A 26847-nucleotide genomic window follows, 5' to 3' on the forward strand; every position below is an offset into this window, starting at 1 on the left:
ACGAGGGACGCATGACGAGCCGCATCACCGAGGGTGCCGAACCGAAGCACCAGCAGCTGCGGCGCATCCTGCTCGACCTCGTCACCACGCGACTGGCTCCCGGCATGGCGATCCCGTCCGAACGTCAGCTCATCGCCGAGTACGGCGTCTCCCGGATCACCGTGCGTGAAGCACTCGGGCAGCTGGTCAACGAGGGCTACCTGGAGCGCGTCCGCGGCAAGGGCACCTTCGTCGCGCACAGGCCCGTGCAGTCGACGCTGCACCTCGCCTCGTTCACCGAGGAGATGCGGGCGATGGGGCACGAGCCGACCACGGTGGTGCTCGTGCGCGAAGAGCGGGTACCGCCGGCTGACACCGCCGCGGCCCTGCGGATCGACCCGGACGTGCCCGCCTTCCACGTGAAGCGCCTGCGGATGGCCGATGGTGCCCCGGTGTCGATCGACGACGCCTGGCTCGTGGCCGACGCGTTCCCGGGTCTGCTCGACCACGACCTGTCCGGGTCGGTGTACTCGATCATCGCCACGGAGTACGGCACCCCGATCGACCGCGCGCAGCAGACCGTCGCGGCGAACCCGGCGGCCGACGACGTCGCGACGTTGCTCGGGACGAAGACCGGAGCGCCGGTCCTCGAGTTCGACCGGGTGTCGTACGCGGGGGAACGACCCGTGGAGCACACCCGCAGCTGGTACCGATCGGACCGCTACCGCGTGCAGATGGAGGTCACCGCGACCCCCGCGGTCGCGTAGTCCGGCCAGCAACGCGAAAGCGACTGTGCGCCGCGGGTGTTCCGCAGTACGCAGTCGCTCTCGGAGGGGGAAGTGGCCCTAGACCTCGAAGAGGGTGTCGCCGTCGAGCACCGTGGTGCCGACCGTCCCCTGGTCGACGCTGTCCGGCGTCGAGCCGAGCACGACGACCGGGCAGATCGGCGAGTACCCGGCGGCCGAGATGACCGAGGGGGTGAACCGGACGACGGGGTCACCGGCGGTGACGGTGTCGCCCTCGGTCGCGAGGAGCTCGAACCCCTCGCCGGAGAGCTTCACGGTGTCGATGCCGACGTGCACCAGGACGTCGGTGCCAGCGGCGCCCTGCAGGGCGAACGCGTGCGGGTGCAGCTTGACGATGGTGCCGTCGACCGGGGCGACCGCGGTGACCGCACCCTCGACGCCCGTCGCGTCGACTGCGACGCCGGCACCGACGAGCTGCCCGGCGAACACGGGGTCGGGCACGTCGGCGAGGGCGACGACCGGGCCGCCGAACGGGGTGCGGACGACGGTCACAGTTCGTCCTGGATGTCCTGGGCGAGGTTGTCGGCGACCGTGCCGACGATGACCTGCCAGCCGGTGCCGCCACCGACGACGGCCTGGGCCCCGGCTGCCTGCAGGGCGGCCTTGTCGACCAGGTCCCCGTCCTCGACCTCGACGCGGAGGCGCGTGATGCAGCCCTCGACCTCTTCGATGTTCTCGGCACCGCCGAGTGCGGCGATGATGTCGGCTGCCTTGATGTCGGCCATCGTTTCCTCCTCGTTAAGGGTTTGCGTCGCAGGTTGACACCGGACCGCTCGCGGATCAGACTACGGAACTGGTCATGACCGGACAGGACCGGACCTGGCGACACCGCCGAGGTTACCTGCGCTGGCTGCACGACTCAACTCACCCCGACAGCTCCACCCAATGACGAGAGGACCTCCGATGAGCGCCACCACTGCCACGGATGTGCCGGAGAAGAAGAAGCCGAAGAAGCAGTCACGGCTGTTCGCACAGGCCCAGCGCCTCGGACGGAGCCTGCTCCTGCCGATCGCGGTCATGCCTGCGGCGGGCATCCTGCTCCGCCTCGGCCAGTCCGACATGCTCGGTGCGATCCCCGGCTTCGAGCAGGGTGCGACGATCATCGCGGCCGCCGGGCAGGCCGTGTTCACCTGGCTGCCGCTGCTGTTCGCGGTGGGCATCGCGATCGGCTGGGCCAAGAAGTCGGACGGCACCACCGCCCTCGCGGCCGTCGTCGGGTACATGGTCATGTACCAGGTGTTCGCCGCCATGTCGCCGATCGTGCTCGACGGGGTGAAGGATTCAGCCGGCAACCCCGCGACCATCAACTTCGGTGTGCTCGGCGGCATCGTGATGGGGCTCGTGTCCGCGGTGCTGTGGGAGAAGTTCCACCGCACGAAGATGCCTGACTTCCTCGGGTTCTTCTCCGGCCGCCGACTGGTGCCGATCCTCGCAGCCGCCGCGGGTCTCGTCATCGCCGTCGCGATGTCGTTCGTCTACCGCTACTTCGACATCGCGCTGACGGCAGCCGGCACCGCCGTCGCCGACAACGCCGTGATCGGTGGCGGCATCTTCGGGTTCGCGAACCGCATGCTCATCCCCATCGGGCTGCACCAGCTGCTCAACTTCTTCCCGTGGTTCCAGCTCGGCAGCTTCACCGGCGCGGACGGCATCGCGGTGCACGGTGACGTGAACCGCTTCCTCGCGGGCGACCCGACCGCCGGCACGTTCATGACCGGCTTCTTCCCGATCATGATGTTCGCGCTGCCCGCCGGTGCCCTGGCGATCTGGCGCAACGCCAAGCCGCAGAACCGCAAGCTCGTCGGCGGCATCATGATCTCCGCCGCACTGACCTCGTTCGTCACGGGCATCACCGAGCCGCTCGAGTACTCGTTCATGTTCGTCGCGTTCCCGCTCTACGTGATCCACGCGGTGCTCACGGGCACCTCGCTCGCCCTGGTGAACGCCCTCGGGATCCACGACGGGTTCTCGTTCTCGGCCGGTGCGATCGACTACGTCCTGAACTTCGGCAAGGCGGACGGTGCGATCTGGCTCATCCCGATCGGCCTCGGCTACGCGGTCGTCTACTACTTCCTGTTCAGTTTCGTGATCAAGAAGTGGAACCTCCGCACCCCCGGGCGCGAAGAGGACACGATCGCCGAGAACACGATCGACGCGGCCACCAAGCCGTAGACGCGCGTTCCGACGGACGGGAGGCCCGGTGCCAGCTGGCACCGGGCCTCCCGTCCGTCTTCCGGTCGCGCTGCGAGCCCTCATAGCGGTTTTGACAATCGTTATCAGTAGGCGTTAGCGTCGTGCCATGCGCAACCGCCTCCTCGCCCTCCCGCTCGTCGCCGGCGCCGCCGCGCTCGCCCTGACCGGGTGCGCCACCTCGTCCGCCTCGGGGGAGGCCAGCGGTGACGGCACGGTCAACGTCGTCGCCTCTACGAACGTCTACGGCTCGATCGTCAAGACCATCGGTGGCGACGCCGTCACCGTGACGAGCATCCTGAGCGACCCGTCGCAGGACCCGCACTCGTTCGAGTCGAGCGCCCGCACGCAGCTCTCCGTTTCCAAGGCCGACCTGCTCATCGAGAACGGTGGCGGGTACGACGACTTCATGACGACGCTCGCGAACGCCTCGGACACCAAGGCCGACACGATCAACGTCGTGAAGCTCTCGGGGCTCGACAAGGGCGGGGACGCCGAGTTCAACGAGCACGTCTTCTACAGCTACCCGACGATGGTGAAGCTGGTCGAGGCGGTCACGAAGGACCTCAGCGCGCTCGACGAGAGCGGCAAGGACGCCTTCGAGAAGAACGCCGCCACGCTCACCACCAAGCTCGAGGACCTCGAGTCCCAGACCGACGCCGTCAAGAAGCAGGACTCCGGCGACAAGGTGGCGTACACGGAGCCGGTGCCCGGGTACCTGTTCGACGCGATGGGGCTCGAGAACGAGACCCCGCCGGACTTCTCCGAGGCAATCGAGGAAGGCGACGACGTCCCGCCGGCAGCCCTCCGCGACACCCTCGCGCTGTTCACCGGCAAGCGCGTGCAGCTGCTCGCCTACAACAACCAGGCGTCGAGCCCCGAGACCGAACAGGTCCAGAAGGCGGCCGAGCAGAACGACATCCCCGTCGTCGGTGTCACGGAGACGCTCCCCAAGGGGCAGGATTACGTCTCGTGGCAGCAGGCGAACATCGACGCGGTGAAGGCAGCGCTCCAGAAGTGACGACCTCGACCGCAGCAGCGGCGACCCACGGCCCGGCGACCACCACGGTGGACGACCGGGCTGCGGCTCGTCCAGTCCTCGCGCTCCGCGACGCCGGGTTGTCGTACGGCGCCCGGAAGCTCTGGGCAGGCCTCGACCTCGACCTCGCGCCGGGGGAGTTCGTCGCGGTCCTCGGCCCGAACGGCGCCGGCAAGACCTCACTGCTCCGTACCGTCCTCGGGCAACAGCGGCTGACGAGCGGCACGATGTCGTTCCTCGGGCAGCCGGTGCACCGCGGCCACCGGAAGATCGGCTACATCCCGCAGCAGCGTCTGATGGAGGCGGGGACGCCCCTGCGCGCGCGGGACATGATCGCCCAGGGCGTGACCGGGCACCGGTGGGGCATCCGACGTGCGTCGAAGGCCGATCGGATGCGCATCGACCGGGTCCTCGACGAGGTCGGCGCCACCGCCTTCGCGGACGCCCCCGTCGCCGAGCTCTCCGGCGGCGAGCAGCAGCGCACCCGCGTCGGGCAGGCCATCGCCGCTGACCCCGCCCTGCTGCTGTGTGACGAACCCCTCATCTCGCTCGACCTGCGGCACCAGCGCGGGATCACCGAGCTCATCGACCGCGAGCGCCGGCAGCGCGAAGCCGCCGTGCTCTTCGTGACGCACGACGTGAACCCGATCCTCGACGTCGTCGACCGGGTGCTGTACATCGCCGGGGGACGGTTCCGGATCGGTTCCCCGGACGAGGTCCTGCGCGCCGACGTCCTGAGCGACCTGTACGGCACGCCCGTCGACGTCGTCCGCACCATGGGACGCATCGTCATCGTCGGGGCGAACGAGGCCCACGAGCACCACCCGGGCGAGGTCGACCCGCACGCCGACCAGCCGGACGAAGGGCGGATCTGATGGACGTGCTGTCGACCGTCTTCTCGTTCCAGGACTACGGCCAGCTCCTCGTGCTGGTGCAGAACTCGATCTGGGCCGGCGCGGTGCTCGGCATCGTCGGCGGGCTCATCGGCCCGTTCGTCGTCGCCCGGAACATGCCCTTCGCCGTGCACGGCATCTCGGAGCTCTCGTTCGCCGGGGCCAGTGCCTCGCTGCTGCTCGGGGTGAACGTCGTCTCCGGCTCACTCGTCGGGTCGGTCATCGCCGCCCTGCTCATCGGCGTCCTCGGGTCGCGTGCCCGGGAACGCAACTCGATCATCGCCGTCCTCATGCCGTTCGGGCTCGGGCTCGGCATCCTCTGCCTGGCGCTCTACAAGGGCCGGGCCGCCAACAAGTTCGGGTTGCTCACCGGGCAGATCGTCTCGGTCGACAACCCGCAGCTGACGTTCCTGATCGTGGTCGCCGCGATCGTCGTGGCGACGCTGCTCGTCATCTGGCGCCCGCTGATGTTCGCCTCCGTCGACCCCGACGTGGCTGCGGCCGCGGGGATCCCGGTGCGGACCCTCGCGATCGTGTTCATGCTCGTGCTCGGGCTGGCCACCGCGGTGTCGGTGCAGATCGTCGGTGCGTTGCTGGTGCTGTCCCTGCTCGTCACCCCGGCGGCCGCGGCCCTGCGGCTCAGCTCGCACCCGGTGGTCGTGCCGGTGCTGTCGACGGTGTTCGCGGTGACGTCGGTCGTCGGTGGCATCCTGCTCGCACTGGGCGGCGGCCTGCCGATCAGCCCGTACGTGACGACGATCTCCTTCGCGATCTGGGTGGTATGCCGGATCATCGGGTCGCGACGCGACAAGCGGGGACGCAACCGAGTCGCCGTCCGGAGCCAGGGTGGCGGGGTCGAGCCGGGCCTCCAGGCAGGGACGACGTCGACAGCCGGTCGGAAGGAAGAGGTGTCAGCATGAACGCCGTGCAGAAGACCAAGCGGAACACGTGGCAGCGCGAAGCGGTGCGCGGAGCCCTCGACTCGACCGAGGGGTTCGTCAGTGCGCAGGCGCTGCACCAGCACCTGCGGGACGAGGGATCGACCATCGGTCTGGCCACCGTCTACCGGGCGCTCGCCGACCTGGCGGCCGAGGGCGACGCCGACTCGCTGCAGCAGGACGGTGAATCGCTGTACCGGGCGTGCACGACGGACACACACCACCACCACCTGATCTGCCGGAACTGCGGCCGGACCGTCGAGATCGAGGCGGACCCGGTGGAGCAGTGGGCGCAGGACGTCGCCGCCGCCAACGGGTTCACCAACGCCAGCCACGTCGTCGACATCTTCGGCGAGTGCGCCGTCTGCACGGCCGCCCGCGCGACCGCCGCCACCGACGAGTAACCTGCCCCGCATGCACGTCATCCTGGTCCCCGGGTTCTGGCTCGACGCGAGCGCGTGGGACGACGTCGCCCCGGTGCTCCGCGAAGCCGGGCACTCGGTGCAGGCGGTCACCCGCGACGGCGACACGCTCGACGAGCAGGTCGCCGCGTTGGTCGCGATCCTGGACGACGTCGCGTCCGCCGACGAACCCGTCGTGCTCGCCGGGCACTCGGGTGCCGGGCCGATCGCGTACATGGCCGCCGACCAGCGTCCATCGCTCGTCGCGCACCTGCTCTACGTCGACACGTTCCCGGGGCCCGAGGGCGGGTGCGTCAACGACGAGCTGCCCGTGGTCGACGGGGTCGTGCCGCTGCCGTCGTGGGACATCTGGGAACCCGCCACCGTCCGGGGCATGACGCCCGAGGTCCGGCAGGACGTCGAGCACCGGGCGATCCCCGAGCCGGCCTCGGTGCCGTCGGACCGGTTCCACTACGCCGACGCCGCACGCCATACGATCCCGGCGACGATCATCACCTGCGAGATCCCCGCCGCCGAGCTGCTCGCGATGGTGGCGGACCACCAGGCCTGGGCGGCCGAGCTCGTCGCGACCGAGGAACTCTCCATCGTCGGGCTCGAGACCGGCCACTGGCCGATGTTCACGGCACCGCAGCAGCTCGGGGAGCTGATGGTGCAGGCGCTCGCGCCCAAGCCGACGCAGGCGCCGTAGGCGACGCGCGCCGTCGGCGACGCACGCCGTCGGCGACGCACGCCGTCGGCGACGCGTCGGGCGTGACGCCGAGACGGACCGCAGCCCGCTCCGCGTAGCGTCCCGCCCGTGGACCTCGCAGCCTGGACGCAGTGGGCCGGCGCGTCCGACTACGACGTCGCACGGTTCGTGCTGCAACGCGGCGTCGCGGCGATCGCCTGCCTCGCCTTCCTGTCCGCCCTCGCCCAGTTCCCGGTGCTCGTCGGCGAACACGGACTGCTCCCGGTGACCCGGTTCATGGAGCGCCCGTACGCCCGCCGGCTGCCGGTGGTCTGGCGGTGGTGGCGCTACACCGACCGACGGTTGCGGCTGCTCGCCGGCGGGGGAGCGGTGGTGTCCTTCGCCCTGGTCGTCGGCGTCCCGCAACGGGCCCCGTGGTGGGTGCCGATGCTGTGCTTCCTGCTGCTCTGGCTGGCGTACCTGTCGATCTCCGACGTCGGGCAGACCTTCTGGGCCTTCGGGTGGGAGTCCCTGCTGGTCGAGGCGCTGTTCACCGTCGCGTTCCTCGGCTCCGACGACGTCGCGCCGCCGATCGTCGTGCTCGTCGCGCTGCGCTGGCTGGTGTTCCGGCTCGAGTTCGGTGCCGGCATGATCAAGATGCGCGGGGACCGCTCCTGGCGTGACCTGACGGCGCTGTACTACCACCACGAGACGCAGCCGATGCCGAACCCGGTGTCGCGGACGGCCCACCTGCTGCCCCGCCCCGTGCACCGGTTCGAGACGCTCGGCAGCCACTTCGTGCAGCTGGTCGTGCCGTTCTTCCTCTTCGCGCCGCAGCCCGTGGCGTCGATCGCCGCCGCCCTCGTCCTGCTCACCCAGCTCTGGCTGGTGTTCTCCGGCAACTTCGCCTGGCTGAACTGGATCACCCTCGTCCTGGCCTTCGCCGCGATCGACGACCGGTCGGTGGCGGCGGTGCTGCCCTGGCTGGGCGACAGCGTCGAGGCCGGGCCGACCGCGACGCCGGTCTCCTTCGTCGCGGTGACGATCGCCGTCGGGATCCTGCTCGCCTGGCTGTCCTGGCCGGCCGCGAAGAACCTGGTGTCGCGGCGGCAACTCATGAACGCCTCGTTCAACCGGTGGCACCTGGCGAACGCCTACGGTGCATTCGGCAGCGTGACGCAGCAGCGCGACGAGGTCATCGTCGAGGGGACCCTGGCCGAGGACCCGTCCGACGAGGACTGGCAACCGTACGAGTTCCGCGGCAAGCCGGGCGACCCGAGGCGTCGGCCCGGGCAGTTCGCGCCGTACCACCTGCGGCTCGACTGGCTGATGTGGTTCCTGGCCCTCGGTGCCGACGACCGGTGGTTCCGGGTGTTCGTCCTGCGGCTTCTCGAGGCCGACCGGCCCACGCTGCGGCTGCTCGCCCGCGACCCGTTCGACGGGGAACCGCCGCGCTGGGTCCGCGCACGGATGTTCCACTACCGGTTCGCCACCCGGGCGGAGCGGCGGGAGACGGGCCTGTACTGGATCCGGCGGGAACGGTACCTGCTCATGGCACCGGTCGGGCTCCCGCGCGGTCGTGCCGCGGGCGGTGGGGGCGACCACGCGGGTGCGTGAGCGGTCCGGTCCGACCGCCACGCGCCTCCAGGCCTGGAGGCGCGGCTTGCGACACGCCCGGTCCTCGCGTAACGTGGACCCCTGGTTCTCCGCGTCCGCGCGGCGGACCCGTTGTTCCAAGCCCTCCGACCGTCGCGAACGCCGCGGTCGCGCGGTGTCCGGCTCTCCTTCGACAGGGGATGCGGACCTGGGCGGTGCACACAACCCCCTCGCACGGTCACTCCGGTGGCAGTGCGCGTGTGCACCAGGCAAGTGAACTTGGGTGCGGCCGTCCGGTCGCACGGTACTCAGGAGGAAACCATGGCAGCAGTGTGCCAGGTGACCGGCGCCGTTCCCGGCTTCGGTCACAACATCTCGCACTCGCACCGCCGGACGAAGCGTCGCTTCGACCCGAACGTGCAGAAGAAGACGTACTACGTGCCCTCGCTTCGTCGTAACGTCACGCTCACGCTCAGCGCGAAGGGCATCAAGGTGATCGACGCACGTGGCATCGAGTCCGTCGTCAAGGATCTCCTCGCCCGTGGGGAGAAGATCTGATGGCGAAAAAGGGTCAGGACATCCGTCCGATCATCAAGCTCCGCTCGACGGCGGGCACCGGGTTCACCTACGTGACCAAGAAGAACCGTCGGAACAACCCCGACCGACTCGTGCTCAAGAAGTACGACCCAGTGATCCGCAAGCACGTCGACTTCCGTGAGGAGCGCTAAGCATGGCGAAGAAGAGCAAGATCGCGAAGAACAACCAGCGTGCCGTCATCATCGCGCGCTACGCCGAGCGTCGTCTCGAGCTGAAGAAGGCCCTCGTGGACCCGAACGGCACCGACGAGTCGCGTGAGGCCGCCCGCGTGGGCCTGCAGAAGCTGCCCCGCGACGCATCGCCCATCCGCTACCGCAACCGCGACGCCATCGACGGCCGCCCCCGTGGCCACCTCGGTGAGTTCGGCATCAGCCGTGTCCGTTTCCGTGACATGGCCCACCGCGGTGAGCTCCCCGGCATCACGAAGAGCTCCTGGTAAGCACTCGCAGTACACGACGCCCCGTCACCTCTTGGTGGCGGGGCGTTCGCTGTGTGCGGGGTACATGCGAGCCGTCATTCGTCACATCTGCCCCTCCAGCACCCCCTCGGAGCCCCGACAACCCCGGAAATCCGGGCGAGTCGGCAGTTTTCACCCCCGGCGGCTGGTAGGTTCAACTCCGGTTCCGCCGGGCCCTCGGCCCACTGGCACCGTGGCACGGGGCAACCGCTCCGGGCGCCGGACGACACGTGCGTCCGACCGATACTGCAAGAAGTCCGAGGAGGACATCCATGGCTGACAAGTCACTGAACCGCACCGAGCTCGTCGCTGCCGTCGCCGCTGAGTCCGGCCAGAGCCAGGCCACCGTCAACGGCGTCGTCGACGCGCTCTTCAGCGTCGTCTCGTCGTCCGTCGCCGACGGCACGAAGGTCACGATCCCCGGTTGGATCGCCTTCGAGAAGACGCACCGCGCCGCCCGCACCGGCCGCAACCCGCAGACGGGTGACGCCATCGAGATCGCCGCGAGCGACTCGGTCAAGGTCAGCGCCGGCTCGAAGCTCAAGGCTGCGGTCAAGTAAGACTGTTCCGCGCATCGGGAGGGACGGCTTCGGCCGTCCCTTTCGTCGTTCCCGGGGCATCCTGGCCTGGAGGCCCGTGCCGGTTTGCACAGATCGGCCCGGCCCGTTCGGTGGCCGGGTGGGCACCGCCTAGGCTTGACGGGTGAATCGGATCGCGCGCATCGCCGGTCCCGCCGTGCTCCTGCTCGTCGGGTTCGTGGCGCTGCTCACGGCACTCGTCATCGGTGGGGGCGCGAACCCCGCACTCATCGCCGACCCGGGGCCCGTCGTCCGCTTCGGGCTGCCGATCGCCCGGCTCGTCGTCGACCTGTCCGCGGCCACCACGATCGGTGGGCTCGCACTGGCGACCATCGGCCTCTCGCGCTCCGGCCCCGAGTGGAACCGCGCGATCGACGTCGCGGCCGGTGCCAGTGGCGTCTGGACGGTCGCGTCGGCCGTCGCCACGTTCTGCACGTTCCTCAGCGTCGCCGGTTCGCGCATCAGCATCGACGAGCAGTTCGGGCAGTCGATGGGGGTCTTCCTCACCGGCACCGAGCTCGGGCTCGCCTGGCTCGTGACCGTCCTCGTCGCCGCGGCCGTCACGGTGCTCTGCTTCGCCGTCCGTTCGCGGGGCATGGTCGCCCTGACCGCCGGCGTCTCGATGATCGGCCTCATCCCGCTCGCGCAGCAGGGCCACGCCGCCGGCACCGCCAGCCACGACGCAGCGGTGACCGCACTGGGGCTGCACCTGGTCGGTGCGGCGCTGTGGGTCGGTGGGCTCGTCATGCTCGTGCTGCTGCGCGGGGTGCTGCCCGGCGACCGGCTGGCCGTGGTCGTGGCCCGGTACTCGAGCATCGCCCTCGGCTGCTTCGTGCTCGTCGCCGTCTCCGGCACCGCGTCGGCGCAGATCCGCGTCGGGGCGCTGTCGAACCTGTTCACCCCGTACGGCACGCTCGTCCTGGTGAAGATCGGTGCGATCGTCGCCATCGGGGTCCTCGGCGCGGTGCAGCGCCGTCGGGCCATCCGTGCGCTGACCACCTCGCCCGATCGGCAGCGGCCCTTCTGGGCCCTCATCGTCGTCGAGCTCGCGGTGATGGGTGTGGCGTCGGGGTTCGCCGCGGCCCTCGGCCGGACCGCCACCCCGGTCGACCAGATCGCCCTGAGCAAGACCACCGACCCGAGCCCCGCGGAGCTCCTGACCGACGACCTGCTCCCGCACGCGCCCGGTGCGTGGGGCTGGCTGACGCAGTGGAACATCGACCTGTTCTGGCTGATGGCCGCCGTGCTGCTCGCCGCGACGTACGTGGCCGGCGTCGTGCGACTGCGGCGGACCGGCGTGCGGTGGCCGGCGCGACGCTCGATCGCCGCAGCCCTGGCGGTCGTGTCCCTGGTGGTCGCGACCTCGGGCTCACTGCACCAGTACGACCGGTTCCTCGTCTCGGCGAACGTCGGTGCCCACGTGCTGCTCGGCCTCGTGGTCCCCGCCCTGGTGTGGGCGGCGGCACCCGTCGCACTGATCCGCGCCGCCGTGCACCCTCGGAGCGACGACAGCACGGGTGTGCGTGAGTGGACCGACGTCATCGTCGAGCACCCCTCCGTGCGGTACCTGGCCCAGCCGTTCCCCGCGTTCCTGCTCGCGGCGGCCCTGTGGTGGGCCTTCTTCGCCACCGACGCCGTCCGGTGGTCGGTGAGCGACCCCACCGGTCGTACCGTCAGCGACGCCGTGTTCCTGCTGGTCGGGCTGTTGGCCGTCCCGACGCTCTGCACGCCGATCCCCGCCGGGCACCGTCGTCCGACCACTGCTGCCGCCGTCGTCCGGATCGTCGGGGCGGTGGTGATCGCCGCGGGCACGGTCTCGCTCGGGGTCGCGATGCGCGGGCCGCTCGGGCTGCTGCAGGCATCGTGGTTCGGCGCGATGGGTCGGACGTGGGGGCCGGATCCGCTCGTCGACCAGGCCCGGGCCGGGCTCGTGCTGATCGTCGCCGGGGTGCTGCTCCTGGTGACCGTGGTCGTGGTGGTGCTCGTGCGGCTGCGGCGTGACGGGGGAGAACCGGTCGACGCCGTTGACGCAGCGGCTGCCGGCGACGCAGCTGCGGCCGGTCCGACCGCCGCCGCCCCTGCTGCCCGGGCCGACCAGGACGACCTGGACTTCGACGACGGCAGCGACGACCTCGAACCCTCGCCCGGAGCGGACGCCCGATGAGCATCGAGCTGAGCGACGAACAGCGCGCCGTCTTCGAGTACATCGAGCACACCCGTGATCACGTCTTCATCACCGGCCGGGCCGGCACGGGCAAGTCCACGCTGCTCAACCACCTGTCGTGGAACACCGAGAAGCAGGTCGTCATCTGCGCCCCGACGGGGGTCGCCGCGCTCAACGTCGGCGGCCAGACGATCCACTCCCTGTTCCGGCTGCCGATCGGGCTCATCGCCGACGCCGAGCTGCGGCAGGGCCCGGACACCCGCAAGCTCCTCAACACGATCGACACCCTGGTCATCGACGAGGTGTCGATGGTCAACGCCGACCTGCTCGACGGCATGGACCGCTCGCTCCGTAAGGCCCGCGGTCGGCAGTTCGAGGCGTTCGGCGGCGTCCAGGTCGTGATGTTCGGCGACCCGTACCAGCTGCCCCCGGTGCCCGGCGACGCCGACGAGCGCGCCTACTTCACCGACCACTACCGGTCGATGTGGTTCTTCGACGCCAAGGTGTGGCTCGAGGCCGAGCTCAACATCATCGAGCTCGCCACGGTGCACCGGCAGCGCGACGACGCCTTCGCCGCGATGCTCACCGCCGTCCGGCACGGTCGGGTCACCGCGGACATCGCCGAGCAGCTCAACACCGCCGGGGCACGTCCGGCTCCGGACGACGCCATCACCCTGGCGACCCGCAACGACACGGTCGCCCGGATCAACAAGGCCGCCCTCGAACGGCTGCCCGGCAAGGTGAAGACCGCCAAGGCCGACGTGAACGGCGACTTCGGTGGACGGAACTTCCCGGCCGACGAAGCCCTCGAGTTGAAGCCCGGCGCGCACGTGATGTTCCTGCGCAACGACGCCGACCAGCGCTGGGTGAACGGCACCCTGGGCATCGTGACGGCCATCCGCGACACCGTGTGGGTCGACGTCGACGGTGAGTCGTTCGAGGTCCAGCCGTCGGTGTGGGAGAAGTTCAAGTACTCGTACGACGCGGACAAGAAGGAACTCAAGAAGGACACCGTCGGGGAGTTCCAGCAGTTCCCGCTCCGGCTCGCCTGGGCCGTGACCATCCACAAGTCGCAGGGCAGCACCTACGACCGGGCCGTCGTCGACCTCGGCAACCGGGTGTTCAGCGCGGGCCAGACGTACGTGGCGCTGTCGCGGCTGACCTCGCTCGAGGGGCTGTTCCTCACCCGGCCGCTCCGGCCGCAGGACATCATCGTCGACCTGGACGTCCGGCGCTTCATGTCCGAGGCGCCCCGAATCGTCGCCACCGAGCTCGAGGCCCCGAAGAAGCAGCCCGACGCCGACTCCGACGCCGACTGACGCGTCCGACTGACCCGTGGGTCCGCTTCGGCCACACGCCGCCGGCACGCGCGCCTGCATGCCCGGACACACACCGCCGAGCGGTCACGACTCCCCGTCGGTCCTGCGCCGAGTGGTCATTCGTTGTCGCCTGGACACTCCGGATCCGACAGTTCGTGACCGGCCGACGCACGTGAGCGGGGAGTCGTGACCGCACGACACCCCCGCCGGACCACCCCGCCGAAACGCCCCGCCCCCGCGCACGCGACGACGCCCGCCTGCCGGAGCGGCAGACGGGCGTCGGGAGTGCGGTCGAGCGGGTGCGTCAGGCGCGCGCCGCTCGCAGTGCGCGGAGGTTCTCCTTGTCGGCACCGATCGCGGTGAGGAGCAGGAGCACACCGACGATGGCATGGAACACGTTGTCCGTGGTGTTCAGCGCGAAGACGTTGGCCGAGGTGTCGACGAAGACGAAGCCGTACACCGCGAAGAGGACGAGCAGGACGCCGACGAGCAGGTTGCCGTTGCGCGATCCGACGGTGTTGCCGAGGCCGGTGATGAGCAGCACCGCGGCGAGCAGCACCCACACCAGGCAGAGCGCCGGGTTCACGCCGAACGCGTTCCACAGCATGCCGCCCTGGCGGTTGAAGAAGCCCGGGTCGCCGTCGGCGGCGAAGAAGAAGCCCAGGACGCCCCAGAGTGCGAGGACGCTGCCGGCCGTGAGTGCGAGACCCCGGTTCGGCGAGGCGATGATGCCCGGTTCCTTGATGGCCACTTCGGTTTCCTCCTCGTACACTGCCGACGCGACGTGCGTCGGTCCCGCGTGGTGCGACGGCCCGGCGGGGATCACCGATCCCCTCGTGTCAGCGCGCAGTGCACGGCCGACGGGGGTGCGGTTCCCAGCCTCCGGCCGGTGCTCCAACGGTATCGTGTCGGACCCCGACCGACCCAATCGCAGCGCCGCCGCCAGTGCGACGAGCCCGACGACGACCACTCCGAGGAGGACCAGCCCGGTGACCTTGACACCCGAGCGCAGTGCATCCGAGTCGCGCGGACCGTGGGTCTCGCGGCGGGTGCGGTGGGCTGCGCTGGCGGCTCTGGGGTTCGTGATCGTGCCTCTCGTCTACGGGGTCGCGGTGCTGACCCCGGTCGGTCAGAAAGCGGAGGACGCCGCGCTCGGCGGGGTCCGGGAGTCCGACCTGTTCAGTTCGGACACTGCGCTCAACGTCATCTCGGTGCCGGTGATCCTGTTGCTCGTCGTCGTGATCGTCGCCGTGGCGTTCGCCAGACGGCGGCTCTCGGTGGGACTCGGCGCGGGGGTCGTGGTGCTCGCGTCGGCGGCCACCTCGACGCTCGTCAAGCGTATCGCCGTGCGCCCTGAGATCGCTCAGTCGACGACGCCGAACTCGTTCCCGTCCGGGCACGCGACGATCGCGCTGGCGGCGCTGTTCGCGGTCCTGATGGTCACGCCTCGTCGGTTCCGACCGCTGGTGACCATCGTCGGCGCCGGGTACGCGGTCTTCGTGGCGAACCAGACCGTGGTCTACGGCTGGCACCGGGTCAGCGACATCATCGGCGCCTGCGCCATCGCGATGTTCTGGCTCGGGATCGTCCGCGCGGTCGGACCCCGGGTCGACCGCGGGCTCCGGGGTGACCGTGACGGTCGGCGGGGGCCGCGGCGGGTGGTGAGCGTCGTGCTCCTCGTCGCGACCGGGCTCACGCTGGTGATCGGTGTCGCGGCGCTCGTGGTCGGCCTGACCGGCGACGGCGCGTACGACCGCGCCGCGATCCTGGTGGCGGGGCGGTCGGCGTCCAGTGCGAGCGTCCTCGCGGTCGTGACAATCGTGTGGTTCCTCGACGGGATGCACCACGCCGCGCGCACCGACCCGGCCACGCTGCCCGCTGCCGGCTGAACCGGGAGGCCGAGCCGGGCCTCCCGGCCGCCCGACAGGGCTGACCGCCCGGTCGACCGACGGGCGTGAGCCTGGCGGGAATGCCACGCCGTGCGCTACGTTGTACCGAGCAAGTCGATGCAAACGCATCGATATCGCGAAAGGCGGCGCATCATGCAGTTCGGCATCTTCACGGTCAGTGACGTCACGACCGACCCCACGACCGGCACAACGCCGGACGACACCCGGCGCGTCCGCGACATCCTGACGATCGCCGAGCACGCCGACCAGGCCGGGCTCGACGTCTTCGCGACCGGTGAGCACCACAACCCGCCGTTCGTGGCCTCGTCACCGACGACGTTGCTCGCCTACCTGGCGGCGAAGACGAAGGACATCACGCTGTCCACGTCGACGACCCTGATCACCACGAACGACCCGGTGCGCATCGCCGAGGAGTACGCGATGCTCCAGGTCGTGTCCGACGGCCGCATGGACCTGATGATGGGCCGCGGCAACACCGGCCCCGTCTACCCGTGGTTCGGGCAGGACATCCGCCAGGGCGTCAACCTGGCGATCGAGAACTACGCGCTCGTGCGCCAGCTGTGGGAGAACGACGTCGTCAACTGGCAGGGCAAGTTCCGCACGCCGCTGCAGGGCTTCACCTCGACCCCGCGTCCGCTCGACGGGGTCCCGCCGTTCGTCTGGCACGGCTCGATCCGCACGCCGGAGATCGCCGAGCAGGCCGCCTACTACGGTGACGGCTTCTTCCACAACAACATCTTCTGGCCGATCCAGCACACCGAGCAGATGGTCGGCCTGTACCGCCAGCGCTTCGAGCACTACGGGCACGGCCGCGCCGACCAGGCGATCGTCGGGCTCGGTGGGCAGTTCTTCGCGCGGAAGAACTCGCAGGACGCGATCAACGAGTTCCGGCCCTACTTCGACAACGCCCCGGTCTACGGCCACGGCCCCTCGATGGAGGACTTCACCGCCCAGACCCCGCTCACCGTCGGCTCGCCGCAGCAGGTCATCGACCGGTACGCCGCGATGAAGGACCACGTCGGCCACTACCAGCGCCAGCTGTTCCTGATCGACCACGCCGGTCTGCCGCTCAAGACGGTGCTCGAGCAGATCGACATCCTGGCGACGGACATCGTGCCCGAGCTGCGCAAGCTGAACGACGAGGGCCGCCCCGCCGACGTCCCGTCGGACCCGCCGTCGCACGCGGCACGTGCCGCTGCCGCGATGGCGGCCGGCACGGTCGGCAGCGACCACGTCGCCGCCGAGGACGAGTGGACGGGCGCGTCCGTCTGACGCTCGCTTCGTGAGCAGGAACGGTCGGGTCCCGCGAGGTGACCCGACCATTGCTGCTCACCATGCGTGGTGGGCGTGACCCACAGGCGGACGGGAGGCCGGGTGCCAGCTGGCACCGGGCCTCCCGTCCGTCTCGGCGCGCGTCCGCGGACCGCACTCGCCTCACGGGGTCAGCGACACCTCACGGGATCGCTGGTGCGTGAGCTGTCGCTCAGCGCGTGGGCTGGGCGGCGGGCTCCGCGGCGGGGCGGGCCGGCACGAGCTTGAGGCCGACGACGCACCCGACGATGCCGGCGATGAACAGCAGGCGCAGGACGGTGACGGGCTCCGCGCCGGTCGCCATGCCCCACAGCACGGTGAGGGCGGCACCGGTGCCGGTCCACACCGCGTACGCCGTGCTGATCGGGATGTGCTTGAGGACGTAGCCGAACGCGACCAGGCTGATCACGATCGTGACGGCGAACACGATCGTCGGTCGGAGCTCGGTGAAGCCGTCGCTCTCGCCGAGGGCGGTCGCCCAGACGGTCTCGAGCGCGGCGCTGACGAACAGGACGATCCAGGCCACGTCAGCTCACCACCTTGAGGCCAATGACGCACGCCACCAGGCCGAACACCAGGGCGAGGCGGGCGAAGGACGCGGCCTCCTGCTGGCGGAGGATCGCGACGACCACGGTCAGGGACGCCCCGATGCCGACCCAGACTGCGTAGGCGGTTCCGACCGGGATGCTCTTCATCGCGAACGCCAGCCCCACCATGCTCAGCGCCATCCCGGCGACGAACACGATCGTGGGGACGACCTTCTTGAAGCCGTTCGAGGCGCTGAGGGCGGTGGCCCAGACGGCCTCGAGCACGCCGCTGAGCACGAGGATTGCCCATGCCATGACGATGTCCTTTCCTGCGGGAGTCGTTCGTTCTCGTTGTCGTACGACTGTGCGACAACGACCTTGACGGTAGCACGAGTTCGTACGACTGTGCGAGTATGGCGTCGTGGCCAGGAGCATGGACGTCGACGAACGGCGCCGCACCGTGTCCGAGGCGGCGTGCCGGGTCCTCGCCCGCGACGGCCTCGGGGCGCTCAGCGTGCGGAACGTCGCCGCCGAGGCCGGACTGCCGCCGAGCACGGTCCGCTACACGTTCCCGACCCAGGCGAGCGTCCGCGAGCACACCATCACGCTCGTGTTCGACCGGATCCGCGAGCGCATCGACGCAATCCCCGACGACCTCACGCCCACCCGACGCGCACGCCGGATCGTGCTCGAGCTGCTGCCCCTCGACGAGGAGCGGGTCATCGAGCTCGAGGTCTACCTGGCGCTCGGCAACGCCGCGCTCACCGACGTCGCGCTCCGGCGGACGCTCGACCGCACCGTCGCGGCGATGCGGACGTGGTGCGAGGAGATCCTGCGCTTGCTCGGCGTGCCGGCGGACGACCGGGAGTACGAGGCCTGCCGGCTCCACGCGCTCCTGGACGGACTCGCGATGCAGGTCGTCCGACTGGCTCCGGGGGAGTCCGGCGACTGGGCGATCGATGTGCTCGACCGACACCTGGACGGCGTCACCGCGGGCTGAGCGCGCGGCCCCCCTCGCACCGTACGAGAGCGGGTGCGCAGCCCCGGGCAGGAGGCGTCACCTATCCTGTCCCGGTGACGACGACCACGCGGCCGCCGCAGCGCACCCGGAGCCTCACCGGCCCCGGCCTGGTGCTGCTCGCCGTCGTCGTCCTGCTGGGCATCCGGCTGTTCTCCCCGAGCATCGGGTCGACCGGGCTGCCGGACGTCGTGCAGGACTTCCTCACACTGGCGATCAGCGTCGTCGTCGAGTCCCTGCCGTTCGTGGTGCTCGGCATCGTGCTGTCGATCGTCGTCGAGGTCTGGGTGCCGGTCGGCGCGCTCGAGAAGGTCCTGCCGCAGAACGCCTTCGGCCGTCGGGCCGTGATCTCCCTGATCGGCATGCTGTTCCCGGTGTGCGAGTGCGGCAACGTCCCGCTCGCCCGCGGCCTGATGATGCGCGGGTTCACGCCGGCCGAGGCCGTCACGTTCCTCGTCGCGGCCCCGATCCTCAACCCGCTCGTCATCATCAGCACCGCGCAGGCGTTCGGTTGGTCCGGGTGGATCCTGCCGGTGCGCATCGTCGGCGGGTTCGTCATCGCGAACCTCGTCGGCTGGATCGTCGCCGCGCACCGCCGTCCGGCCGACCTGCTGCTCCCCGCCTTCGAGGCCCGGTGCCGTGCGGCCGTCGGAGCGCCCCGTGGCCTGCACCGCTGGCGGCAGAGCGCCGCGCAGTTCGGCGGCGAGACGGCGACGATGATGCCGGCGCTATTCGTCGGTGCCGGCCTCGCCGCGGCGATCCAGGTCGCGGTGCCCCGCTCGACCCTGGTGGCCGTCGGCTCGAACCCGGTGCTGTCCGTCGCGGCGATGATGCTGCTGGCGATGACGGTGTCGCTCTGCTCGAACGTCGACGCCTTCTTCGCGCTGTCCTTCGCGTCGACGTTCCTGCCCGGGTCGATCACGGCCTTCCTGATCATCGGGCCGATCATCGACGTCAAGATGATCGCCCTGCTGCGCACGACGTTCCGGGTCCGCTTCCTGGTGCTGCTGTCCGTCGTGTGCGTCCTGTTCGCCGGAGCCGTCGGGTTGGTGATGAATGTCCTCGTCTGATGCACGCAGCAACGCGGCCGCGTACCTGGGCCTCGGGTCGGTGCTGGCCGCGGCCCTCTGCACGCTGTGGCTCGCGCTGGTCGGGCACCTCGACCTGTACATCAACCCGCGCTACTCGGTGTTCACGGTCGTGCTCGCCGCCGTCGGGGTGCCTGCGGCGATCGCCGGACTGGTGGCCACCGCCCGCGGGTACGGCCATACACACGGCGACGAAGCGGACGAGCCCGACGACGCCGGCGCGCACGGGCACGCCACCGCCGCCGACGAGCACGACGCCGGCGCCCACGAGCCGGGCCCCGGCCGAGGCCGCGGTCGCGCCGTCCGCCTCGCCCTCGGCGGCGCCGCCGCCGTCGTCACGATCGGCGTCACCGTCGCGATGCTCGTCCTGCCACCGACGACCCTCTCCGCCCGCACCGCCCAGCAGCGGAGCGTGGACTCCGCGACCCTGTCCAACGCCACCGGCTCGGAGTCCGCGGTGCAGCTGCTCGGCAGCGAGGGCGTCGACACCTCGGAGTACGGCGTCAAGGACTGGGCGGCGTTGATCCGGCAGACCACGGACACCACGGCCCTGGTCGGCAAGCAGGTCGAACTGACCGGCTTCGTGGTGCCCGGCGACGACGGGTCCTTCACCCTCACCCGCTTCGTGATCAGCTGCTGTGCCGTGGACGCGCAACCGGTCGGCCTCGGTGTCGTGACCGGCGACGGCGACGGCGCCGGGACCGTTCCCGACGAGGGGCAGTGGGTCACCGTCCGCGGAGCCCTGGCCGCCAACCCGGACCAGTCCGCCGACGCCCGCATCGTGGTCAAGGCCGCGAAGATCACCGACATCGCCCAGCCCGAGGACCCGTATGAGTTCTGAGCGCCGCGGTGTCCAGCGCCGCGAGCGCCGCCCCGTCGCACACCGCTTCCACCGCCGGTACGTCGCCGTCGTGGTGGTCCTCGCCGTGGTCGCCGCGCTCGCCGCGGTCGTCGGCTCGCAGCAGGGCCCGCGGCTCCGCGACGTGTCCTACGACGCGACCGGCCTCGTCACCCGTCCGGCCCAGCGGGTGATCCTGACCGCGAACCAGGCGCTGCAGAAGGTCGCCGCCGCCGACGTCCGGGTCAGCCCGGCTGCGGCGCACACCGTGACCTCGAGCGGCAACACGATCGCGGTCGAGTTCGCCGGACCCCTGGCCTACGACCGCGAGTACACCGTGACGGTCGCGGACGTCCGGGCACCCGGGCAGCGCGCCACGTCCGACCTGACCGCGGCGATCCGCACCGGCAGCACCGACGTGCTCGCACTCGTGCCCGGGCAGGCCGGGGCGAAGGACCGCATCGTCCGACGCTCCCTCGATGCGGGCGGCGCCACCACGGTCTACGAGGGCACCGCGATCTCCGAGTACGCCCGGCTCGGCCGTTCCCTGGTGGTCGTGAGCGGCACGGACGCCAGCTCGTCCGTCGACATCGTGGCGCTGAGCGGCGGCGTGCAGGACGCCGATGCCCCCGTCGAACACCTCACCCTGCCGACCTCCGAGGGCCGCGTCACGGCGCTCCACGTCGCCGATGACGGTGCCTCGTTCGGGTTCGAGTACGCCGACACCTCGACCGGGCAGTCCCGGAACACCGGCCTGTACGTGGTCGACATGACGGGCACGCACATGCCCACGGCGATCGCGGCGAACGGCACGCCGAAGACGGGGGCCGTGCCGATGACGGTCGGGCAGTGGGCCTACGTGCCGCGCACCGAGAGCGCGCTGGTCCGGACGGGCAGCGACGACCTGGTGCTCGTCGACATGAGCGGGCGCGCCGACCCGGTCCGGCTCGGCAGCGCCACCTACCTGCACGGCTTCGTCGGCACCGGGACCACCGCCGTCGTCGAGACGGGCACCGGGATCGAGCGGCTGGACCTGACCGACGGGTCGAAGTCGGCGCTGCAGGCGCCCGCCGCGAGCACCGATGCGGCCGTCCTCGGCCGCATCGCCCAGCTGTCCGACGACACGTACCTGCGGGTGCTGGGGGACGTGCGGTCGGACGGCACCATCGCGGCACGGATCGTGCGCGTGGACGGGGGACGGGCCTCCCGGCTGCCCGTGACGATCCCGGACGACGCGAGCGTCACCGCGGTCTGCCCGTCCCCGAACAGTCAGTTCGTCGCGGTCGCGACGAAGTCGGCGACCGGCGAGCTCGTGAGCATCGTCGACGCTGCCTCTGGTGCGCTCGAGGCGAGCATCGACGCGGGCTCCGTCGACTGGTGCGGCGCGCTGCCGTCCGGTGACGAGGTCGGCTGACGGAACCGAGATGACAGACAGGAGGCCCGTTGCCAGCCGGCAACGGGCCTTCCGTCTGTCAGGTGGTGACGACTACGCCAGCGTGGCCGTGTCGATCACGAAGCGGTAGCGGACGTCCGAGGACAGCACGCGCTCGTAGGCCTCGTTGATCTGGTCGGCGCTGATGAGCTCGGTCTCCGGGAGGATCCCGTGCTCGGCGCAGAAGTCGAGCATCTCCTGGGTCTCCTGGATGCCGCCGATGGCGGAACCCGCCCAGCTGAGCCGACGCGGGATGAGCGCGAAGGCCGGCACCTCGAGCGGCTCGGACGGAGCACCCACGTTGACGAGCGTGCCGTCGACCTTGAGCAGGCCGAGGTAGGCGCCCATCGGGATCTTCGCCGAGACGGTGTTGATGATGAGCTCGAAGGAGTTCGCGAGCTTCTCGAACGTTTCCGGGTCCTTCGTCGCGTAGTGGGCCTTCGCGCCGTAGCGGAGCGAGTCCTCTTGCTTGGAGGTGGTCTGCGACAGGACGGTGACCTCGGCGCCGAGCGCGACGGCGATCTTGACGGCCATGTGGCCGAGCCCGCCCATGCCGACGACGGCGACCTTGGTGCCGGGGCCGGCGTTCCAGTGGTGCAGCGGCGAGTAGGTGGTGATGCCGGCGCAGAGCAGCGGCGCGACCTTCTCGATGTCGAGCGACTCGGGGACACGGAGGACGAAGTCCTCGTTCACCACGACGGCCTGCGAGTAGCCGCCCTGGGTGATCGAGCCGTCGGCCGGGTCGACGCCCGCGTAGGTCTGGATGTTGCCCTTGAGGCAGTACTGCTCCTGGCCGGCGACGCAGTTCTCGCACTCGCCGCACGAGTTCACCATGCAGCCGACGCCGACGCGGTCGCCGACCTTGTGCTTGGTGACGTTCTCGCCGACGGCGGAGACGTGCCCGACGATCTCGTGGCCGACGACCTGCGGGTACTGGATGGGGCCCCACTCACCGCGGACGGTGTGGATGTCCGAGTGGCAGATGCCGGCGTAGGCGATGTCGATCTCGACGTCGTCCGGGCCGACGTCCCGACGGGTGATGGTGGTCTTGACGAGCGGCTCGGTCGCTGACGGTGCCGCGTACGCGTTGACGGTGCGCAATGATCTCCTCGTGGGGGTGGTGCGTTGCGGGCCGGTTCCGGCCCGGAACCAGTGTGCGCGCGGCCGCGGCCGGGTGGGAGGTACAACCAGGACACCCCTGTGCCCGCGGATGGGCGCGTCGCGGCGGCTGCCCGGCGCGGCACTGCTCGGCGCGTCGGCGCGGCACTGCGCCGCCGCGGTGCTCGCGGCGTTCTGTTCGCTCAGGCGAGCCGGGCCAACCGCTGCCCCGCGATCGTGGCGAAGCGCAGCGGGTCGGCGAGGGCGTCGTCGGGCTCGCCGGTGGTCTGCGTCGCGAGCACGGTGAGCGACGCCGCGGCCGCGTAGTCGTCGAGCGGGGCCTCGATCGCGCCGGCGACGAGCATCGAGCGGGCTCCGGGAGCATGCGCCGCGGTCAGGTCGCGGACCACCGAGGGCACCTTGCCGACGGCGCTCTGCCCGTCGAAGCACCCTTCGCCGCTGATCACGACGTCGGCGCCGTCGAGCAGCGCCGGCAGCCCGAGGACCTCGGCGACGGCCGCGGCCCCACCGGCGAGCGTGGCGCCCCACACCAGCAGGCCGAACCCGACACCGCCAGCGGCTCCGGCGCCCGGGGTGCCCGGGTCGACGTCGGGGAAGCGTGCGGCCCAGGTGGCGAGTCGGTCGTCGAAGGACGCCACCCGGTCGGGCGTGATGCCCTTCTGCGGGCCGAAGACGGCGGCGGCACCGGTCGGACCGAGCAGCGGAGAGGTCACGTCGGTGAGCACGGTGACACCGAGCGGGGGGAGCGCGCGGAGGCCGCCGGTGCCGGCTCCTTCGCTGTCGAGTCCGAGCGCCTCGAGCACCGGACGCCCGCCGTCGGTGGACGCGCTACCCCCGATGCCGAGCACGAGTCCCGTCGCACCGGCGTCGAGCGCGGCGGCGATCGCCTCGCCGAACCCGCGGCTCGTCGCCGTGTCCGGCATCGGTGCGTTGAGCAGGGGGAGGCCGCTCGTCGCCGCGAGCTCCACCACCGCGCGGCCGTCGGGCAGCCGCAGCCAGTGGGTGTCGACCGGCGTGCCGGCCGGCCCGGTCACGGTGACGGGGACCCGGATGGCTCCGGGGACCGCGGACTCGAAGGCGTCGAGCGTGCCCTCGCCGCCGTCGGCCATCGGGACGAGCACCACGTCGTCGTCGGGGCGTTCGGTCAGCCAGCCGGCACGGACCGCCGCAGCGATCGACGCCGCCGTCGCGGTGCCCTTGAACGAGTCCGGAGCCACGATGATGCGCACGGCTCCCACCGTAGTGGCCGGTCGCCAGACGCCGGCGTGTGCGCGGGTGTGAGACGCCGGTGTGTGCGCAGGACGCCGCGTCGTCCGTGAGACGCCTCCGGATTCGGCGGCGTCTCGACGACATGGCGGCGTCGAACGAACACGCCGGCGTCTCGCGAACGACCGCGCGCTGGCGTCAGGGCGCGGGCACCGGCTCCGGCAGGGCGAAGCGCGGGTGCGGCACGCCGCCCGTGGCGAGGTCCGCGAGCATCGCGCCGAGCAGCGGCGCGAACTTGAAGCCGTGCCCGGAGAACCCCGTCGCCACCGTGAGCGGCCCGACCCGGTCGATCACGAAGTCCTCGTCGGGGGAGTTGTCGTACAGGCAGCTGATGAACGTCGGCTTCGTCGCGTCGACCCCCGGCACGTACCGCGCGACGTACGCCTGCAGTCGCTCGGCCTCGGCCGGAACGGGCACGAAGTCCCGCTGGTCCGGGTCGACGACGGGCCCGGTGCCGTGGAACCCGACCTTCACGCCCTCACCCGGCGTCAGCAGCCCGTACACGTCGTCGCCGTCGGCCCAGTGCACGAAGCTCGGCCAGGCCGCGTCCGGCAGGTGGCTGGGGAAGTGGGCCGGCTGCTCCTGGGTGACGCGGATGGCCGGGAGGCCCGACCCGCGTCCGGCGAGCAGCTCGCCGACCAGCGTGGGGGCCCACGAGCCCACCGCGGCCACCACGGACGCGGTACGGACCGCGCTGCCGTCGGACAGCGTCACGGTGACGTCGTCGCCGTGGTCCTCGAGCGCGGTGACCCCGGTGTCGAAGCGCAGGTCCGCGAGACCGGTCTCTTCGGCCAGCGTGAGGAACACCTCGATCGTCCGGTCGGAGCGGATACGACCGGCCGACGGGTGGGTCAGCACGTGCCCCTCGAACGCGATGCCGGGCCAACGTGCTGCCGCCTGCTCCGGCGTGAGGGACTCGTGCGGGATGTCCGCGTCGGCGAGGGCGGCGGCGATCGCGTCGACGACCTGGGGCCGACCGTGGTCGACGGCACCCGTGCGGACGATGAGCTCTTCGCCGGCGGCGGCCTCGAGCGCTCCCCACAGTTCGAGCGCCCGGGTGGTCAGCGCGACGTACTCCGGGTCGGCGTAGCCCTGCCGGAAGATCCGGGTCGCACCGTGCGAGGAACCGAGGTGGTGGCCGCGGGCGTGCTGTTCCACGAGCAGGACGCGCTCGCCACGAGCGGTGAGCGCGTAGGCGGTCGCAGCGCCGACGACCCCGGCACCGATGACGACCACGGGTGCGATGTGTTCGGGGGAACCGGAGGAGGAGGACATGCGGCGAGCGTACGTCCGACGGAGCGAGTGACGGGAATCGAACCCGCGCTACCAGCTTGGGAAGCTGGAGTTCTACCATTGAACTACACTCGCGCGCCCCGCAGAACGGGACTCGGCAAGCCTAGCGGATTCTCGCCTGGAAGCCAGCCGACCGCGCACCGTACGCGGTCTGCCGGGCGCGTGTCGCGCCTCCCGAGTCTCCGCTGTGAGGGTGCGAGCCTGACGGACAGGTGTCGCCCCTGTGTGTACCGTCCAGGGAGTTCCAGCCCCGAACCGAGGAGGACCCGGATGGTCAGGCATCCCCTCATCGACGACGTGGTCGGCTCGGCGATCGTGGTCGAGTCCGCCTCGCCCGTCGTGTGGCTGACCGATGCGCTCGCCTCGCTGCTCCGCCGGTCGGCGGACGCCGGACGGACGGTCGTGCTCCGCACCGGCCGGGCCGCGGCGATCACCCCGGCGCTCCGGCACGCGCTCGGCGCGCACGGCGCCGCGTGGGCGGTGTCCGACTTCGACGGCACACTGCGTGACGGCCGGACCGGTGTCGCCGCATCGGACATCGAGGACTTCGTGCACCGCGGCCCCGAACTCGTGGGCACCCCGTCGCCCGAGCACCCGGTCTCGGCCGACTCGGTGCGACAGATCAGCATCGACCTGACCCTCCGGCACCACCCCGGCCGTGCGGTCGACATGGGCTCCGCGATCGAGGCGTTGTGCCACACCGTCGGCACCTGCCCGACCCGGTGGGGCACCGCCGAACCGCTCACCGTGCCGTGGGACCGCTGGGTCGTCACGCAGTACGCCAAGCACGAGGCGCCCGGCATCTCGACCTCGTACGCCGTCGGCGAGGGGTTCTCCGCGACGATGACCGCACACCTGGTCGGCGGGGTCGTCGTCGAGACGATGTCCGCCGTGCTCACCGTGCCCGAGGAGAACACCGACCCGGGGCTGGCGAACCGGATGTTCGACGCCGTGCAGCGGGTCGCCGACCAGGTCGTCCCCGTGTTCGGCGTCGTCATGCAGCGCCGCGGCGACGCGGACCACCTGGTCCGGGCCGTCTCGCACGGCGAACCGTCGCCGCTCGCCGTCGTCGTGGGACCCGAGGCCGCCGGCTTCCTGGACCGCGACGGCGTCTGGCCGCCGCCGCGCACCACGACCGCGACCTTCGCAGCCGGCTCCGGCTCGGCCGCCCGCCCGGATGCCGACGCCGACGCCGACGCCGCTGACGATGGCGGCATGATCGTCCGCTTCGAGGACGGCTGGGAAGCGCTCGAGTCGTTCCTCGACCGCATCGACGAGGACCGCTTCCTGCAGCTGGTCGGTGGCGCACCGCTCGACCCCGCGCACGACGAGGGCACGCTCGACGGCCACGTCCGCGACGACCGGATGGTGGGCGGTCAGGGTGCCGCGTGACGTCACCA

The 26847-nt window shown here is 71.1% G+C and carries 29 protein-coding genes and 1 tRNA gene; 21 read left to right on the forward strand and 9 right to left on the reverse strand.

The features are described from left to right. Positions 1-11: 11 nt before the first annotated feature. A complete protein-coding gene (locus DEJ20_RS02290) occupies positions 12-746 on the forward strand; it encodes a GntR family transcriptional regulator (protein ID WP_111234766.1) in 735 nt (244 codons plus the stop codon). Between the two features lie 78 nt (positions 747-824). On the opposite strand, the gene DEJ20_RS02295 is transcribed toward DEJ20_RS02290, so the two are convergent. Both DEJ20_RS02295 and DEJ20_RS02300 read right to left on the reverse strand, forming a co-directional pair. Next, on the reverse strand, positions 825-1277 hold the full coding sequence (locus DEJ20_RS02295) for a PTS sugar transporter subunit IIA (protein WP_111234767.1): 453 nt from the start codon (positions 1275-1277) through the stop codon (positions 825-827). Next, entirely contained in the window at positions 1274-1510 is a 237-nt protein-coding gene (locus DEJ20_RS02300) for a PTS sugar transporter subunit IIB (protein WP_017886464.1), read from the reverse strand. Before DEJ20_RS02300 ends, DEJ20_RS02295 begins: the two co-directional genes overlap by 4 nt. 178 nt (positions 1511-1688) lie before the next feature. Here DEJ20_RS02300 and DEJ20_RS02305 point away from each other — a divergent pair, with 178 nt between their 5' ends. From DEJ20_RS02305 to DEJ20_RS02365, 13 genes are all read left to right on the forward strand, one after another. Continuing rightward, positions 1689-2957, forward strand: coding sequence for a PTS transporter subunit EIIC (locus DEJ20_RS02305; protein ID WP_111234768.1), 1269 nt, complete (start codon positions 1689-1691; stop codon positions 2955-2957). A 127-nt stretch (positions 2958-3084) separates the two neighbouring features. Beyond that, complete coding sequence (locus tag DEJ20_RS02310; protein WP_111234769.1) at positions 3085-3996, forward strand: metal ABC transporter solute-binding protein, Zn/Mn family; 912 nt, start codon at positions 3085-3087, stop codon at positions 3994-3996. A 47-nt stretch (positions 3997-4043) separates the two neighbouring features. After that, positions 4044-4889 carry a metal ABC transporter ATP-binding protein gene (locus DEJ20_RS02315; RefSeq protein WP_051596603.1) on the forward strand — a complete coding sequence of 282 codons (846 nt, stop codon included), beginning with the start codon at positions 4044-4046 and terminating at the stop codon, positions 4887-4889. Further along, positions 4889-5827 carry a metal ABC transporter permease gene (locus DEJ20_RS02320; RefSeq protein WP_111234770.1) on the forward strand — a complete coding sequence of 313 codons (939 nt, stop codon included), beginning with the start codon at positions 4889-4891 and terminating at the stop codon, positions 5825-5827. Before DEJ20_RS02315 ends, DEJ20_RS02320 begins: the two co-directional genes overlap by 1 nt. Then, positions 5824-6249, forward strand: coding sequence for a Fur family transcriptional regulator (locus DEJ20_RS02325; RefSeq protein WP_111234771.1), 426 nt, complete (start codon positions 5824-5826; stop codon positions 6247-6249). Before DEJ20_RS02320 ends, DEJ20_RS02325 begins: the two co-directional genes overlap by 4 nt. A gap of 10 nt (positions 6250-6259) precedes the next feature. Next, positions 6260-6955 carry an alpha/beta fold hydrolase gene (locus DEJ20_RS02330; protein ID WP_111123543.1) on the forward strand — a complete coding sequence of 232 codons (696 nt, stop codon included), beginning with the start codon at positions 6260-6262 and terminating at the stop codon, positions 6953-6955. Between the two features lie 108 nt (positions 6956-7063). After that, complete coding sequence (locus DEJ20_RS02335; protein ID WP_111234772.1) at positions 7064-8551, forward strand: lipase maturation factor family protein; 1488 nt, start codon at positions 7064-7066, stop codon at positions 8549-8551. Between the two features lie 300 nt (positions 8552-8851). Then, the gene (rpmB, locus tag DEJ20_RS02340; RefSeq protein ID WP_027464952.1) at positions 8852-9088 is read left to right on the forward strand and encodes a 50S ribosomal protein L28; all 237 of its coding nucleotides are present in this window, start codon (positions 8852-8854) and stop codon (positions 9086-9088) included. Next, positions 9088-9258, forward strand: a complete 171-nt coding sequence (rpmG, locus tag DEJ20_RS02345) for a 50S ribosomal protein L33 (RefSeq protein ID WP_017886456.1) — start codon at positions 9088-9090, stop codon at positions 9256-9258. The genes rpmB and rpmG overlap by 1 nt, the downstream gene beginning before the upstream one ends. Before the next feature lie 2 nt (positions 9259-9260). Then, positions 9261-9566, forward strand: a complete 306-nt coding sequence (gene rpsN / locus DEJ20_RS02350; RefSeq protein WP_017886455.1) for a 30S ribosomal protein S14 — start codon at positions 9261-9263, stop codon at positions 9564-9566. Between the two features lie 290 nt (positions 9567-9856). Then, the gene (locus tag DEJ20_RS02355) at positions 9857-10144 is read left to right on the forward strand and encodes an HU family DNA-binding protein (RefSeq protein WP_017886454.1); all 288 of its coding nucleotides are present in this window, start codon (positions 9857-9859) and stop codon (positions 10142-10144) included. Between the two features lie 142 nt (positions 10145-10286). Then, the gene (locus tag DEJ20_RS02360) at positions 10287-12326 is read left to right on the forward strand and encodes a bifunctional copper resistance protein CopD/cytochrome c oxidase assembly protein (RefSeq protein ID WP_111234773.1); all 2040 of its coding nucleotides are present in this window, start codon (positions 10287-10289) and stop codon (positions 12324-12326) included. Next, a complete protein-coding gene (locus tag DEJ20_RS02365) occupies positions 12323-13645 on the forward strand; it encodes an ATP-dependent DNA helicase (RefSeq protein ID WP_111234774.1) in 1323 nt (440 codons plus the stop codon). Before DEJ20_RS02360 ends, DEJ20_RS02365 begins: the two co-directional genes overlap by 4 nt. Positions 13646-13949: 304 nt before the next feature. Here DEJ20_RS02365 and DEJ20_RS02370 read toward each other — a convergent pair whose 3' ends face one another. Next, on the reverse strand, positions 13950-14396 hold the full coding sequence (locus DEJ20_RS02370; RefSeq protein WP_181431482.1) for a DUF4383 domain-containing protein: 447 nt from the start codon (positions 14394-14396) through the stop codon (positions 13950-13952). 238 nt (positions 14397-14634) lie between these two features. On the opposite strand from DEJ20_RS02370, the gene DEJ20_RS02375 reads away from it, so the two are divergent. Both DEJ20_RS02375 and DEJ20_RS02380 read left to right on the forward strand, forming a co-directional pair. Further along, positions 14635-15534, forward strand: coding sequence for a phosphatase PAP2 family protein (locus DEJ20_RS02375; protein ID WP_181431483.1), 900 nt, complete (start codon positions 14635-14637; stop codon positions 15532-15534). 153 nt (positions 15535-15687) lie between these two features. Further along, positions 15688-16827 carry a CE1758 family FMN-dependent luciferase-like monooxygenase gene (locus tag DEJ20_RS02380; protein ID WP_071404914.1) on the forward strand — a complete coding sequence of 380 codons (1140 nt, stop codon included), beginning with the start codon at positions 15688-15690 and terminating at the stop codon, positions 16825-16827. Between the two features lie 211 nt (positions 16828-17038). Here the strand turns inward: DEJ20_RS02380 and DEJ20_RS02385 are convergent, their stop codons facing one another. Together DEJ20_RS02385 and DEJ20_RS02390 are read right to left on the reverse strand one after the other, a co-directional pair. Continuing rightward, positions 17039-17392, reverse strand: coding sequence for a DMT family transporter (locus DEJ20_RS02385; RefSeq protein WP_111234777.1), 354 nt, complete (start codon positions 17390-17392; stop codon positions 17039-17041). Position 17393: 1 nt separating this feature from the next. Then, a complete protein-coding gene (locus DEJ20_RS02390; protein WP_111234778.1) occupies positions 17394-17708 on the reverse strand; it encodes a DMT family transporter in 315 nt (104 codons plus the stop codon). 106 nt (positions 17709-17814) lie between these two features. Between DEJ20_RS02390 and DEJ20_RS02395 the strand changes: the two genes are divergently transcribed. From DEJ20_RS02395 to DEJ20_RS02410, 4 genes are all read left to right on the forward strand, one after another. After that, complete coding sequence (locus DEJ20_RS02395; protein ID WP_258377110.1) at positions 17815-18393, forward strand: TetR/AcrR family transcriptional regulator; 579 nt, start codon at positions 17815-17817, stop codon at positions 18391-18393. 74 nt (positions 18394-18467) lie between these two features. Further along, the gene (locus DEJ20_RS02400; protein ID WP_071246228.1) at positions 18468-19481 is read left to right on the forward strand and encodes a permease; all 1014 of its coding nucleotides are present in this window, start codon (positions 18468-18470) and stop codon (positions 19479-19481) included. Then, complete coding sequence (locus tag DEJ20_RS02405; RefSeq protein ID WP_111234780.1) at positions 19468-20340, forward strand: TIGR03943 family putative permease subunit; 873 nt, start codon at positions 19468-19470, stop codon at positions 20338-20340. Before DEJ20_RS02400 ends, DEJ20_RS02405 begins: the two co-directional genes overlap by 14 nt. Beyond that, entirely contained in the window at positions 20330-21751 is a 1422-nt protein-coding gene (locus DEJ20_RS02410) for a hypothetical protein (protein WP_111234781.1), read from the forward strand. The genes DEJ20_RS02405 and DEJ20_RS02410 overlap by 11 nt, the downstream gene beginning before the upstream one ends. A gap of 72 nt (positions 21752-21823) precedes the next feature. Here the strand turns inward: DEJ20_RS02410 and DEJ20_RS02415 are convergent, their stop codons facing one another. The 4 genes from DEJ20_RS02415 to DEJ20_RS02430 form a co-directional block, all read right to left on the reverse strand. Then, positions 21824-22870, reverse strand: a complete 1047-nt coding sequence (locus DEJ20_RS02415; RefSeq protein WP_111234782.1) for an NAD(P)-dependent alcohol dehydrogenase — start codon at positions 22868-22870, stop codon at positions 21824-21826. A 200-nt stretch (positions 22871-23070) separates the two neighbouring features. Beyond that, positions 23071-24117: a glycerate kinase gene (locus tag DEJ20_RS02420; RefSeq protein ID WP_111234783.1), complete on the reverse strand. Its 1047-nt coding sequence runs from the start codon at positions 24115-24117 to the stop codon at positions 23071-23073. A 175-nt stretch (positions 24118-24292) separates the two neighbouring features. Then, complete coding sequence (locus tag DEJ20_RS02425; RefSeq protein ID WP_111234784.1) at positions 24293-25429, reverse strand: FAD-dependent oxidoreductase; 1137 nt, start codon at positions 25427-25429, stop codon at positions 24293-24295. Positions 25430-25451: 22 nt separating this feature from the next. Beyond that, positions 25452-25522, reverse strand: a tRNA-Gly gene (locus DEJ20_RS02430). A 195-nt stretch (positions 25523-25717) separates the two neighbouring features. Here DEJ20_RS02430 and DEJ20_RS02435 point away from each other — a divergent pair. Then, a complete protein-coding gene (locus DEJ20_RS02435; protein ID WP_111234785.1) occupies positions 25718-26839 on the forward strand; it encodes a DUF6177 family protein in 1122 nt (373 codons plus the stop codon). Positions 26840-26847 lie beyond the last annotated feature (8 nt).

The organism is Curtobacterium sp. MCSS17_005 (assembly GCF_003234225.2).
Taxonomy (GTDB): domain Bacteria; phylum Actinomycetota; class Actinomycetes; order Actinomycetales; family Microbacteriaceae; genus Curtobacterium; species Curtobacterium flaccumfaciens.

What these genes read in the sequence shown, in the direction of transcription:
- DEJ20_RS02365 (WP_111234774.1), top strand. Translation starts at nt 12,323, where the DNA reads ATGAGCATCGAGCTGAGCGACGAACAGCGCGCCGTCTTCGAGTACATC.
- DEJ20_RS02330 (WP_111123543.1), top strand. Translation starts at nt 6,260, where the DNA reads ATGCACGTCATCCTGGTCCCCGGGTTCTGGCTCGACGCGAGCGCGTGG.
- DEJ20_RS02305 (WP_111234768.1), top strand. Translation starts at nt 1,689, where the DNA reads ATGAGCGCCACCACTGCCACGGATGTGCCGGAGAAGAAGAAGCCGAAG.
- DEJ20_RS02300 (WP_017886464.1), bottom strand. Translation starts at nt 1,510, where the DNA reads ATGGCCGACATCAAGGCAGCCGACATCATCGCCGCACTCGGCGGTGCC.
- DEJ20_RS02410 (WP_111234781.1), top strand. Translation starts at nt 20,330, where the DNA reads ATGAGTTCTGAGCGCCGCGGTGTCCAGCGCCGCGAGCGCCGCCCCGTC.
- rpsN (WP_017886455.1), top strand. Translation starts at nt 9,261, where the DNA reads ATGGCGAAGAAGAGCAAGATCGCGAAGAACAACCAGCGTGCCGTCATC.
- DEJ20_RS02325 (WP_111234771.1), top strand. Translation starts at nt 5,824, where the DNA reads ATGAACGCCGTGCAGAAGACCAAGCGGAACACGTGGCAGCGCGAAGCG.
- rpmG (WP_017886456.1), top strand. Translation starts at nt 9,088, where the DNA reads ATGGCGAAAAAGGGTCAGGACATCCGTCCGATCATCAAGCTCCGCTCG.
- DEJ20_RS02290 (WP_111234766.1), top strand. Translation starts at nt 12, where the DNA reads ATGACGAGCCGCATCACCGAGGGTGCCGAACCGAAGCACCAGCAGCTG.
- DEJ20_RS02310 (WP_111234769.1), top strand. Translation starts at nt 3,085, where the DNA reads ATGCGCAACCGCCTCCTCGCCCTCCCGCTCGTCGCCGGCGCCGCCGCG.
- DEJ20_RS02320 (WP_111234770.1), top strand. Translation starts at nt 4,889, where the DNA reads ATGGACGTGCTGTCGACCGTCTTCTCGTTCCAGGACTACGGCCAGCTC.
- DEJ20_RS02435 (WP_111234785.1), top strand. Translation starts at nt 25,718, where the DNA reads ATGGTCAGGCATCCCCTCATCGACGACGTGGTCGGCTCGGCGATCGTG.
- rpmB (WP_027464952.1), top strand. Translation starts at nt 8,852, where the DNA reads ATGGCAGCAGTGTGCCAGGTGACCGGCGCCGTTCCCGGCTTCGGTCAC.
- DEJ20_RS02425 (WP_111234784.1), bottom strand. Translation starts at nt 25,429, where the DNA reads ATGTCCTCCTCCTCCGGTTCCCCCGAACACATCGCACCCGTGGTCGTC.
- DEJ20_RS02355 (WP_017886454.1), top strand. Translation starts at nt 9,857, where the DNA reads ATGGCTGACAAGTCACTGAACCGCACCGAGCTCGTCGCTGCCGTCGCC.
- DEJ20_RS02390 (WP_111234778.1), bottom strand. Translation starts at nt 17,708, where the DNA reads ATGGCATGGGCAATCCTCGTGCTCAGCGGCGTGCTCGAGGCCGTCTGG.
- DEJ20_RS02380 (WP_071404914.1), top strand. Translation starts at nt 15,688, where the DNA reads ATGCAGTTCGGCATCTTCACGGTCAGTGACGTCACGACCGACCCCACG.
- DEJ20_RS02405 (WP_111234780.1), top strand. Translation starts at nt 19,468, where the DNA reads ATGTCCTCGTCTGATGCACGCAGCAACGCGGCCGCGTACCTGGGCCTC.